Here is an 11,502-nt window from a genome sequence, read left to right as displayed (position 1 = left end):
GCCGCCGCCGGTCAATCCGAGCCGACCAAGAGACCGATCCTGCCTCAATCAGATGGCCTTCATATATGAATAACTTTCCCCGGACAGTCCTGCCCCTTGTGGGAGAAGGTGTCATGTCGCGAAGCGACATGACGGATGAGGGGTGTTCCAGCTTGGCGCCAAGATACCCCTCACCCGGATTGCCAACCAAATTGCGAAGAGCAATTCGGGGCAATCCGACCTCTCCCACAAGGGGAGAGGTCAAGGCCGCGCAGGTCGCTACTCCACAATCCGATAAATGTTCCACAGGCTGGTGCCTGATACGACATAGGGCTCGATCTCAACCATAGCAGAGCAGCGCCGATCACGGCAGTTTAAACTTTAGCAATGGCTGATATAAGCCGGTCCGACTCGGCGACTATTTTTGCGAGGCGGTGACGTCGGCGGGGAAGGCCTTGAGCCCGAGTTTGCGGTCGGCCTCTGCCGGCGTGATCGGCCGTCTGATCCTGGCGGAGGCGGCCACCACCAACTCGTTGAAGTTCTCGGTGCCGGCGTCCAGCATTTCGAACAGCTGCAGCCGCATCCTCGGCTCCCAGAACTTGTTGATGTGCTCGGCGACGCCGGCAATGCCTTCTTCGCGCGGCTTGGAATGGAAAAAATCGGCAATCTGGTTTGCCATGCGCACCAGCTTCTCGCGGGTGCTCATGATGTGTTCTTCGTCATGCGACATGCTTGGCAACTCCGCAAACCAACCGGTCGGGGTGGGTGAAAATATCAAAATCGTCGCCGCGAACCAGCGCCACCAGCGTCATGCCAGCCTCTTGCGCCGTGCGGATGGCCAATGCGGTCGGTGCCGAGACGGCGATGATGAAGGCCGAGCCGATCGCCGCTGTCTTCTGCACCATTTCGACCGAAACCCGCGACGTCACCACCACAGCACCGGATGCGCCGTCGATGCCGGCCTTGGCCAGCGCGCCGGCCAGCTTGTCCAGCGCGTTGTGACGGCCGACATCCTCGCGCGCCATGACGATGCCTTTGCCAGGCACGTAGAAGCCGGCGGCATGCACCGCTCCGGTCTCTGTGTGCAGCGGCTGCACTTTCGACAGAAGCTTGACCGAGCGAACGATATCGTCGGCATCAAGTGTAAGTTTCGACGCACCAACCGCATCGACCGAGCGCATCGCTTCCTCGATGGATTCGATGCCGCAGAGCCCGCAGCCAACCGGGCCGGCCAGTCGTCTGCGCCGCGCCTCGAAGCGCGTGTTGGCGGTGTCCTTCAACCGGATCTGGATGTCGATGCCTGCGCCATGATCCTCGACCTCAATGGCCTCGATCTCATCAGGCAAGGCGATGATGCCTTCGGTCAGCGAGAAGCCGAGCGCGAAATCCTCGAAATCGGCCGGGCTTGCCATCATCACTGCATGGGTCGTGCCGGCAAAGGAGAACGCCACCGGCGTCTCTTCCGGCACCATGCGGTCGGCCGCGGCGGTGCCGCTGGCGCGGTGCGCGAGACGGGAAATCTGGCTGATTGGCTGGCGTTGGCGGGTCACGCAGCACGCCCCTCTGGCCCACCGGAAAAGCGGTCCCCCACTCCGTCGCTGCTGCGCAGCGCCACCTCTCCCCCCTCCGGAGGGAGAGGAAGGGTGCCTCCCGGCAAAGGCTCGCGCCTTTCCTCTCCCCCGTCGATCGGGGGAGAGGTGGCGAGCGAAGCTCGACGGAGTGGGGGTCGACGAACCGTCGAGATTGAAGCTCTTGCTGTCGAAAGCCTCGACACAGCTACTCCGCCGCTTCCAGCTTCGCGATGCGACGGCTCTGCTTGGCCTGCTCGTCATAGTCGCGCTGCCATTCAGACGGCCCGTTGGAGGCGCCGACCTGCACAGCCGTCACCTTGTACTCCGGACAATTGGTCGCCCAGTCGGAGAAGTCGGTGGTGATGACGTTGGCCTGCGTGTCCGGATGATGGAACGTCGTGTAGACGACGCCTGGCGACACCCGGTCCGTGATCAGCGCGCGCAGCGTCGTCTCGCCCGAGCGGCTGGTCAGCCGGACCCAATCGCCGTCGCGCAGTCCGCGATTCTCGGCATCGTGCGGATGAATCTCCAGCCGATCCTCGCCGTGCCACATGATGTTGTCGGTACGCCTGGTCTGCGCGCCGACATTGTACTGCGACAGGATGCGGCCGGTGGTGAGCAGCAGCGGGAAGCGTGGCCCCGTCCTCTCGTCCGTCGCCACATATTCGGTGCGGATGAACTTGCCTTTGCCGCGCACGAACCCATCGATATGCATGATCGGGGTGCCGAGCGGCGCCTTCTCGTTGCAGGGCCATTGCACGGATCCGACACGGTCGAGCAAGTCGAAGGAGACGCCAGCGAAGCTCGGCGTCGTCATCGCGATCTCGTCCATGATCTCGGAAGGATGCTGATAGTTCCAGTCCAGCCCGATCGCGCGGGCAAGCTCCTGCGTCGCCTCCCAATCGGCATAGCGCGCCTTCGGCTCCAGAACCTTGCGCACCATGTTGATGCGGCGCTCTGCGTTGGTGAAGGTGCCGTCCTTCTCCAGGAAGGTCGAGCCGGGCAGGAAGACATGCGCATAGTTCGCCGTCTCGTTGAGGAAGAGGTCGTGCACGACGACGCATTCCATCGCGGCGAGGCCGGCGGCGACATGCTTGGTGTCCGGATCGGACTGCAGAATGTCCTCGCCCTGGACGTAGATGCCCTTGAAGCTGCCGTCGACGGCGGCGTCCAGCATGTTGGGGATGCGCAGGCCGGGTTCGTCGTCCAGCTTCACCCCCCACAGGGTCTCATAGATGTCGCGCACGGCTTCGCCGGAGATATGGCGATAGCCGGGCAGCTCGTGCGGGAAGGAGCCCATGTCGCAGGAGCCCTGGACATTGTTCTGGCCGCGCAGCGGGTTCACGCCGACGCCTGGCCGGCCGATATTGCCGGTGGCCATGGCGAGATTGGCGATCGCCATCACCGTGGTTGAACCCTGACTGTGTTCCGTCACGCCCAGGCCGTAATAGATCGCGCCATTGCCGCCGGTAGCGTAGAGACGCGCAGCACCACGGATAAGTTCGGGATCGACGCCGGACAGCTTGCCGACGGTTTCGGGGCTGTTTTCCGGCAAGGCGACGAAGGATGCCCAATCCTGGAATTCCGTCCAGTCGCAGCGTTCGCGGATGAAGGCTTCGTCGAACAGGCCTTCGGTGACGATGACATGCGCCAGTGCCGTCAGCACGGCCACGTTGGTGCCGGGCTTCAGCGGCAGGTGATAATCCGCTTCGATATGTGCCGACTTGACCATCTCGGTGCGGCGCGGATCGAGCACGATCAGCTTGGCGCCCTGGCGCAGCCGCTTCTTCAGTCGCGAGGCGAATACCGGGTGGGCCGAGGCGGGATTGGCACCGATGACGACGGCGACGTCGGTGTAATCGACGGAGTCGAAATCCTGCGTGCCGGCAGAGGTGCCATAGGTCTGGCCGAGCCCGTAGCCCGTCGGCGAATGGCAGACGCGTGCGCAGGTGTCGACATTGTTGTTGCGGAAGCCCTGTCGCACCATCTTCTGGACGAGATAGGTTTCCTCGTTGGTGCAGCGCGACGAGGTGATGCCGCCGATCGCGGTGCGTCCGTACTGATACTGGATACGGCGGAATTCCTTGGCTGTGTGGGCGATCGCCTCTTCCCAGCTCACCTCGCGCCAGGGATCGGTGATTTTTTCCCGGATCATCGGCGACAGGATGCGGTCCTTGTGGGTGGCGTAGCCATAGGCGAAACGGCCCTTCACGCAGGAATGGCCGTGGTTCGCCTTGCCCTCCTTGTAGGGCATCATGCGAATGACCTCGTCGCCCTTCACTTCGGCCTTGAACGAGCAGCCGACGCCGCAATAAGCGCAGGTGGTGACGGCCGAGCGTTCCGGCAGGCCCTTGGCAAGCACTGTCTTCTCGCGCAGCGCATCGGTCGGGCAGGCCTGCACGCAGGCGCCGCAGGACACGCATTCCGAATCGATGAACGCCTCGTGCATTCCCGCCGAGACCCTGGATTCGAAACCACGGCCCTCGATGGTCAGCGCGAAGGTGCCCTGCACCTCTTCGCATGCCCGCACGCAGCGCGAGCAGACGATGCATTGCGAGGCATCATAGGTGAAATAGGGATTGGATTCGTCGCGGGCGATGTAATCGACCGCCAGCGAGCCATGACCGGGCGCTACGCCACCTTCCGGCTTGACGTGGTTGCGGCCCTCGATGCCGTAGCGGTTCTCGGTCAGGCCGATCGACTTCGCCACCGCATCGAACTCGCTGGCGCCGGTTCCGGCCTTCTCGTTCCAGCCGGTCGGATGGTCGGAGACATAGAGTTCCATGACGCCGCGGCGAATGGCGTCGAGCCGCTCGGTCTGCGTACGCACCACCATGCCTTCGCCGACAGGCGTCGTGCAGGAGGCCGGCGTGCCGCCGCGTCCTTCGATCTCGACAAGGCAGACACGGCACGAACCGAAGGAGTCCAGCATGTCGGTGGCGCAAAGCTTCGGGATCTCGACCCCGCCTTCCATGGCGGCACGCATGATCGAGGTGCCTTCCGGGACGGTGATGCTGCGGCCGTCGACGTTCAGCGTGACCTGCTTCTGCGCCTTCGATTCCGGGGTTCCGTAGTCGATCTCTTCGACGAGGGATGGGAAGTCGGCCTTGATGTTCATCTGCCAGCTCCTATTCAGCAGCCACGCGCACGGGCGCTGGCTTGAAATCGTCGGGGAAATGGGTGATCGAGCTCATGACAGGGTAGGGCGTGAAACCGCCCAGCGCACACAGCGAGCCGAATTTCATCGTGTTGCAGAGGTCGGTGACCAGAGCGAGGTTCTTCTCCGGCTCGATGCCCGCGGCTATTCTGTCGATGGTCTCGACACCGCGCGTCGAGCCGATGCGGCAGGGCGTGCACTTGCCGCAACTTTCGATGGCGCAGAACTCCATGGCGAAGCGTGCCTGTTTCAGCATGTCGGCGCTGTCGTCAAACACAACGATGCCGGCATGGCCTATCAGTCCGTCCTTGGCCGCGAAGGCTTCATAATCGAATGGCGTGTCGAATAGCGCGCGCGGGAAATAGGCGCCGAGCGGTCCGCCGACCTGCACTGCCTTGACGGGACGTCCCGTGGCCGTGCCGCCGCCGATCTCGTCGACGATCTCGCCCAGCGTCATGCCGAAAGCGGCTTCGAACAGGCCGGCATATTTGACGTTGCCGGCGATCTGGATCGGGATCGTGCCGCGCGAGCGGCCCATGCCGAAATCCTTGTAGAAGGCCGCACCCTTATCCATGATGACAGGCACCGAGGCCAGCGAGATGACGTTGTTGATCACCGTCGGCTTGCCGAACAGCCCCTTGTGAGCCGGCAGCGGCGGCTTTGCCCGCACCATGCCGCGCTTGCCTTCGAGCGAGTCAAGCAGCGCCGTCTCCTCGCCGCAGACATAGGCGCCTGCGCCAACCCGGATCTCCATGTCGAAAGCGTGGGCTGAACCCAGCACGCTGGCACCAAGAACGCCGGCCTTGCGGGCGATTTCGACGGCCTTGTTCATCACCGCCACCGCATGCGGATATTCCGAGCGGACATAGACAAAGCCCTTGGTCGCGCCTGTCGCGATACCGGCGATCGTCATGCCTTCGATCAGCACGAAGGGATCGCCCTCCATGATCATGCGGTCGGCGAAGGTGCCCGAGTCGCCTTCGTCGGCGTTGCAAACGATGTATTTGCGGTCGCCTGATGTATCGAGCACCGTCTTCCATTTGATACCGGTCGGGAAGCCGGCGCCACCGCGCCCGCGCAGCCCGGATTCGGTCACCTCCGCGACAATGGCGGCAGGCGTCAGCCCCAGCGCGTTCATCAGGCCGTTCAATCCGCCATGTTTCTTGTAGGATTCGAGCGACAGCGGATCCGTGACGCCGCAGCGTGCGAAGGTCAGTCGCGTCTGCTTGGCCAGGAAAGGTATTTTGTCCGGCGCACCTAGCCAGCGCTTGTGATGGCCGCCGGTGAGGAAGCCGCCGTCGAACAGGCTTTTGACGTCGGACGGCTTGACCGGCCCATAGGCGACGCGGCCGTTGGCGGTCGCAACTTCGACCATCGGTTCGAGGAAATAAGCCCCGCGCGAACCGTTGCGCACGATCTTGGCCTCGATGCCGCGCTCGGCAAGCTCACTTGCGATCGCCTTGGCGACCTTTTCGGCGCCAAGTGCAAGTGCACCGGAATCGCCGGGAATGTAGATACGCGGGATCATGAACGCACCTCGGCAACGATCTCGTCGAGCTTCTCGTCATCGAGCCGCCCGATCACCTGGCCATCGAGTATTGCGGCGGGCGAACAGGCGCACAGGCCGAGGCAATAGACCGGCTCCAAGGTCACCGAACCGTCGCGGGTCGTCTCGTGGAAGCCGATGCCAAGCAACTGTTGCAGTTTGGCGGCGATGGCGCCCGAACCCATCGACTGGCAGGATTCCGCCTGGCAGAGCTTCAGCACATGCCGGCCGGCGGGATGGCTGCGGTAATCATGGTAGAAGCTGACGACGCCGTGCACCTCGGCCCTGGAGATATTCAGCGCCTCGGCGATGACCGGCAGTGCATCCTTGGGCACATGGCCGAACTCTTCCTGGATGCCATGGAGAATCGGCAGCAACGGGCCTTCGAGGCCCTTCAGCTCATGGATGATCGCGGCCGTGCGCGATGTGATCTCGGTACTTGCAGGCTGCATCGTCACGCAGCGCCCTCCCTGGTAGCTTTTTATCGCTAAGTCTTTACAAAATCAGAGGAAACCCGCTGAATCAATAAAGCTGTTTCGTTGCTCGATAGAAAATTTCTATCGAGCTTGGTCAGCCAGCATTGTTTAGCCTAGCGATGGGCGTGGAAATCGTCCGCCAGCGCCATCGCCTCGTCCAGCAGCGCCGAGACCAATGGCGTGTGCGGTTCGCGCGGCGTCGCCACCAGCCCGACCGTGTGGCTGGCGTCCGGCTCGACGATCGGGATGGCCCGGATCGGTTCGGAAAAGCCGAATGTTTCCGCAAGGTTGAGCGGCATGATCGACGACCATTTGCCGGTGCGGATATGCGAAAACAGCACGATCATCGAATTGGATTCCAGCGTCGGCCGCACCTGCACGCCGGCTTCGGCCAGATGCTGGTCGATGATGCGGCGGTTCTGCATGTCCGGCGTCAGCAGGCACAGCGGCAGGCTTGAGAGCTCTGCCCATGTCACTTTGTCGCGGTCGGAATAGGGATTTCCCATCGCGGTGATCAGTTGGTAGCGCTCGTCATAGAGCGGCACGCTGGTTACCCGCCCCAGCGGCTCGTTGTCGAGATAGGTGATGCCGGCATCGATGTCGAAATTGCCCAGCAGCGACAGCACCTCGATCGAGGTCCGCGACAGCACCGAGAAGGTGACGCCCGGATGCTTTGCCCGAAACGGCGTCGTCAGCCGCGCCACCATGGCCAGAGCCGTCGGGATGGCGGCGATGCGGATGCGGCCCGAAAGACCATAGCGCGCAGCGCGCATCTCTTCGCGCATGGTGCGGGTGTCACCGACGATGCGGCGCGCCCAGACCAACACTTGCTTGCCCTCCGGCGTCAGTCCCTGGAAGCGCGATCCGCGCAGAACCAGCATGACGCCAAGCTGGCCCTCCAGCTGCTTGATTCCAGCCGACAGCGTCGGCTGGGTGACGCCGCACACTTCCGCCGCCCGGCCAAAATGCTCCTCCCTGGCCAGCGCAATGAAGAATTCCAGCTTGTCGATCATGCGATCCTTCCGGTCGTTCGGCGCAAGGTCGGGGAAATCGCGTTTCATCGCAAGCGCCATGAGCAATTGGCCTGCATCCACATCTTTAAGCCGGCTACCTGTTCCCCCCGACTGAATGCGGCGCTATGTGGATGAAACCTGGGAGATCGACCATGCTGGGCTGGTTCCGAAAGCTTTTGCCGCGCGAAGATCGTTTCTTCGAGCTGTTCGAACGACATTCCCGCACCGTGGTCGGCGGCGCCGAGGCGCTGGAGCAGCTTCTCCAGGGCAAGGACATCGACCGCTGGGGACAGAAAATCATCGATCTCGAAGACGAGGCCGACCATATCACCGCAGAAGTCCTGCTGGCGGTGCGACGCTCCTTCATCACGCCTTTCGATCGCGGCGACATCAAGGACCTGATCCAGTCGATGGATGACGCCATCGACATGATGCACAAGACCGTCAAGACGGTGAAGCTCTTCGAAAGGAAGGAATTCGACCCGCTGATGCAGGAAATGGGCGGCGTCATCGTCATTGCCGCCAACCTTGTCGCCGAGGCGATCCCGCTGCTCAGCAAGGTCGGAGCGCACACGGTGCGCCTCAACGCCATCGCCGAAGAGGTCATGCGTGCGGAAGGCCGTGCCGACGATCTGCACGAACAAGGGCTGAAGGACCTGTTCAAGCGGCATGGCCGCAGCGACCCGATGGCTTACCTGATCGGCAGCGAAATCTATGGCCAGCTGGAAAAGGTGGTCGACCGCTTCGAGGACGTCGCCAACGAGATCAGCGGCATCGTCATCGAGAATGTATAGGTAATGGAAGCCACCATCGCCTTTCCCGTTCTCGCCGGCCTCGTCGCCGTCGCGCTGTTTTTCGATTTTCTCAACGGCCTGCACGACGCGGCCAACTCCATCGCCACCATCGTCTCCACCCGCGTGCTGAGGCCGCAATATGCGGTGTTGTGGGCGGCATTCTTCAATTTCATCGCCTTCATGTTCTTCGGCCTCCACGTCGCCGAGACAGTGGGAAAAGGCATCGTCGACGTCAGCATCGTCACGCCGGCGGTCATCTTCGCCGCACTCGTCGGCGCCATCGTCTGGAACATCGTCACCTGGATCGCCGGCATTCCTTCGAGCAGCTCGCATGCGTTGATCGGCGGTCTGGTCGGTGCCGGGGTTGCAAAGGCCGGGCTCGGTGCCATCGTCTGGACGGGACTCGGCAAGACTGTCGCTGCTATCGTTATGTCGCCGGCAACCGGTTTTGTCTTGGCGCTCGTCCTGATCCTGACCGTTTCCTGGCTCTTCGTGCGCCAGTCGCCGTTTGCGGTCGACAGCACCTTCCGCGTCCTGCAGTTCTTTTCCGCCTCGCTCTATTCGCTCGGGCATGGCGGCAACGACGCCCAGAAGACCATGGGCATCATTGCCGTGCTGCTCTATTCGCAAGGCATGCTCGGCGCGACTTTCTATGTGCCGCTGTGGGTCGTTCTCACCTGCCAGTCGGCACTGGCGCTCGGCACGCTGTTCGGCGGGTGGCGCATCGTCCACACCATGGGCTCCAAGATCACCCGGCTGAACCCGATGCAGGGTTTTTGCGCCGAGACCGGTGGCGCCATCACCCTGTTTGCCGCGACCTGGCTCGGCGTTCCCGTTTCGACCACGCACACCATCACCGGCGCCATCATAGGCGTTGGTGCCGCTCGCCGGGTCTCGGCTGTGCGCTGGGGCATTGCCAGCAACATCGTCATTGCCTGGATCGTCACCTTGCCGGCAACCGCTATGATTTCGGCGCTCACCTACCTCGCGGTCGGCCTGGCGAGGTGACGTGAAGAAATCTACCTGTCCACAAGGTTCAGGATGTTGCCGTCCGGATCCTTGAACCAGGCGACTTTCATTCCGTGGCCGACGTGGATATCGCCCTCCAGTGTCAGGCCCGGCATTTCATAGTGCTCGAAGGTGACGCCCTTTGACTTCAGCGCCTTGACGACATTGCCGATCTCGTCGCCAACCGTCCACGTCACCGCTGTCGCCTTGTTGGTTCCGGCGAATTGGGAATGATAGACATTGATGGCAGTGTCGCCGCTTTTATACACGATCAGTTCACCGCCCTCATCGTGCACCTGCTTCAGGCCAAGCGTTCCCTCGTAGAAAACCTTGGCTTTCGCGAGATCCTTCACCGCGAGATTGGCTGTTGCGTTGCAGTTTGCGAGCATGATGATCTCCTTCCGTGGTTGTCGTGTTCCTCATGGTCATGCAGATAGGTCGCACCGGCTGATTGGCGACGGTCAACCTGCTGGAATGATCGGCCACTTTGGCTGCGGTTTCCGCGATGCGTCCGATCAGGCAAATCGGACAGGCTTCGTCGTTTTCCGGGCACGCCGAGCCAGCTGTTGCTCCACGGCTTGGTTCCGTCCGGAAACTGCACTATCTCAGGCGCAAGCTGCGTAAGGAAAACTGCCATGTCCGTCACCAAGGAAATCGTCACCGAGCGTCTGAAGACGGTCAACGGGCCGGATTTCACCGGCAATATCGTCGATCTCGGCATGGTTTCCGAGATTTTCATTGCCGATTCCAAGGTCTTCTTCTCGATTACCGTTCCCGCTGCCCGTGCCCAGGAGATGGAGCCGCTGCGTGCCGCCGCCGAGCGTGTCGTCAAGGCGATCCCCGGCGTCGCCGGCGCCGTCGTCGCACTGACGGCCGAAAAGAAGGGCGGCGGCATGGAGGCGCCGGTTCCCTCGCGCCCCGCATCCAGGCCCGCGCCGCCGGCTCCGCCCGCTGCTGCCGCGCCGCGTGCTGCCCCGCACGCGCCTGCCTCGCACAGCTCGGGCAAGCGCGGCGTGCCCGGAATCGAGGCAATCATTGCCGTTGCCTCAGGCAAGGGCGGCGTCGGCAAGTCGACCACCGCCGCCAACATCGCGCTTGGCCTGGCGGCCAATGGCCTGCGCGTCGGCGTTCTTGACGCCGACATCTACGGTCCGTCCATGCCGCGGCTGCTGAACATCCACGGCCGGCCGCAGACCATCGACGGCAAGATCTTGAAGCCGATGGAGAATTACGGCCTGAAGGTGATGTCGATGGGCTTCCTCGTCGATGAGGAGACGCCGATGATCTGGCGGGGCCCGATGGTGATGTCGGCGCTGACGCAGATGCTGCGCGAGGTCGAATGGGGCCGGCTCGACGTGCTCGTCGTCGACATGCCGCCCGGCACCGGCGACGCGCAGCTGACGATGGCCCAGCAGGTGCCGCTGGCCGGCGCCGTCATCGTCTCGACGCCGCAAGATCTGGCCCTGATCGACGCGCGAAAAGGCCTCAACATGTTTAAGAAAGTCGACGTGCCGCTGCTCGGCATCGTCGAGAACATGAGCTATTTCGTCGCTCCGGACACCGGCAAACGCTACGACATCTTCGGACATGGCGGTGCGCGCCGCGAGGCCGAGCGTCTCGGCGTGACCTTCCTCGGCGAAGTGCCGCTCGAGATGGGTATCCGCGAAAGCTCTGATGCCGGCACGCCGGTGGTCGTCTCGAAGCCCGACGGCGCCGAGGCGAAAATCTACCGCGACATTGCTTCGAAGGTCTGGGACCGGGTCAACGAAGAGCGTGGTGCGGCTGCTGCGGCGGTGCCCAGCATCGTGTTCGAGTAGGTTTATTCGTTAGGTCGGGGCTGCCCCTCATTGCCCTGCCGGGCATTTCTCCCCGTATAGTGACCTATTGCATTCACACATCTCGGTTGCGTTTTGGGGCGAAGCTCGATTCTATTTCGGCCGGGACGCTGAAGGAGGTTT

General features: G+C 62.8%; 10 protein-coding genes. 3 read left to right on the top strand and 7 right to left on the bottom strand.

The features are described 5' to 3' along the window. Positions 1–397: 397 nt before the first annotated feature. From NKI38_RS32555 to NKI38_RS32530, 6 genes are all read right to left on the bottom strand, one after another. Positions 398–709: a formate dehydrogenase subunit delta gene (locus NKI38_RS32555; RefSeq protein WP_352664857.1), complete on the bottom strand. Its 312-nt coding sequence runs from the start codon at positions 707–709 to the stop codon at positions 398–400. Beyond that, complete coding sequence (gene fdhD, locus NKI38_RS32550; RefSeq protein WP_352664855.1) at positions 699–1,529, bottom strand: formate dehydrogenase accessory sulfurtransferase FdhD; 831 nt, start codon at positions 1,527–1,529, stop codon at positions 699–701. Before fdhD ends, NKI38_RS32555 begins: the two co-directional genes overlap by 11 nt. A 226-nt stretch (positions 1,530–1,755) precedes the next feature. Further along, the gene (gene fdhF / locus NKI38_RS32545) at positions 1,756–4,668 is read right to left on the bottom strand and encodes a formate dehydrogenase subunit alpha (protein WP_352664853.1); all 2,913 of its coding nucleotides are present in this window, start codon (positions 4,666–4,668) and stop codon (positions 1,756–1,758) included. Positions 4,669–4,678: 10 nt separating this feature from the next. Then, positions 4,679–6,235 carry a formate dehydrogenase beta subunit gene (locus NKI38_RS32540; protein WP_352664851.1) on the bottom strand — a complete coding sequence of 519 codons (1,557 nt, stop codon included), beginning with the start codon at positions 6,233–6,235 and terminating at the stop codon, positions 4,679–4,681. After that, complete coding sequence (locus NKI38_RS32535) at positions 6,232–6,705, bottom strand: formate dehydrogenase subunit gamma (RefSeq protein WP_502899412.1); 474 nt, start codon at positions 6,703–6,705, stop codon at positions 6,232–6,234. The genes NKI38_RS32540 and NKI38_RS32535 overlap by 4 nt, the downstream gene beginning before the upstream one ends. A 137-nt stretch (positions 6,706–6,842) precedes the next feature. Continuing rightward, positions 6,843–7,742 carry a LysR family transcriptional regulator gene (locus NKI38_RS32530; protein ID WP_352664859.1) on the bottom strand — a complete coding sequence of 300 codons (900 nt, stop codon included), beginning with the start codon at positions 7,740–7,742 and terminating at the stop codon, positions 6,843–6,845. A gap of 152 nt (positions 7,743–7,894) precedes the next feature. Here NKI38_RS32530 and NKI38_RS32525 point away from each other — a divergent pair, with 152 nt between their 5' ends. Together NKI38_RS32525 and NKI38_RS32520 are read left to right on the top strand one after the other, a co-directional pair. Continuing rightward, complete coding sequence (locus tag NKI38_RS32525) at positions 7,895–8,536, top strand: DUF47 family protein (protein WP_352664847.1); 642 nt, start codon at positions 7,895–7,897, stop codon at positions 8,534–8,536. A 3-nt stretch (positions 8,537–8,539) separates the two neighbouring features. Further along, positions 8,540–9,544 (top strand): inorganic phosphate transporter, encoded by a 1,005-nt coding sequence (locus NKI38_RS32520; protein WP_352664845.1) that lies wholly within the window; start codon positions 8,540–8,542, stop codon positions 9,542–9,544. Positions 9,545–9,555: 11 nt separating this feature from the next. Here the strand turns inward: NKI38_RS32520 and NKI38_RS32515 are convergent, their stop codons facing one another. Further along, positions 9,556–9,933, bottom strand: coding sequence for a VOC family protein (locus NKI38_RS32515; RefSeq protein WP_352664843.1), 378 nt, complete (start codon positions 9,931–9,933; stop codon positions 9,556–9,558). A gap of 246 nt (positions 9,934–10,179) precedes the next feature. Between NKI38_RS32515 and NKI38_RS32510 the strand changes: the two genes are divergently transcribed. Further along, a complete protein-coding gene (locus tag NKI38_RS32510) occupies positions 10,180–11,361 on the top strand; it encodes an Mrp/NBP35 family ATP-binding protein (RefSeq protein WP_352664841.1) in 1,182 nt (393 codons plus the stop codon). Positions 11,362–11,502 lie beyond the last annotated feature (141 nt).

This window comes from Mesorhizobium sp. M0621, from assembly GCF_040320745.1.
GTDB lineage: Bacteria > Pseudomonadota > Alphaproteobacteria > Rhizobiales > Rhizobiaceae > Mesorhizobium.
Note: the sequence above shows the minus strand (reverse complement) of the source record. Positions and strands in the feature narration are given on the sequence as shown.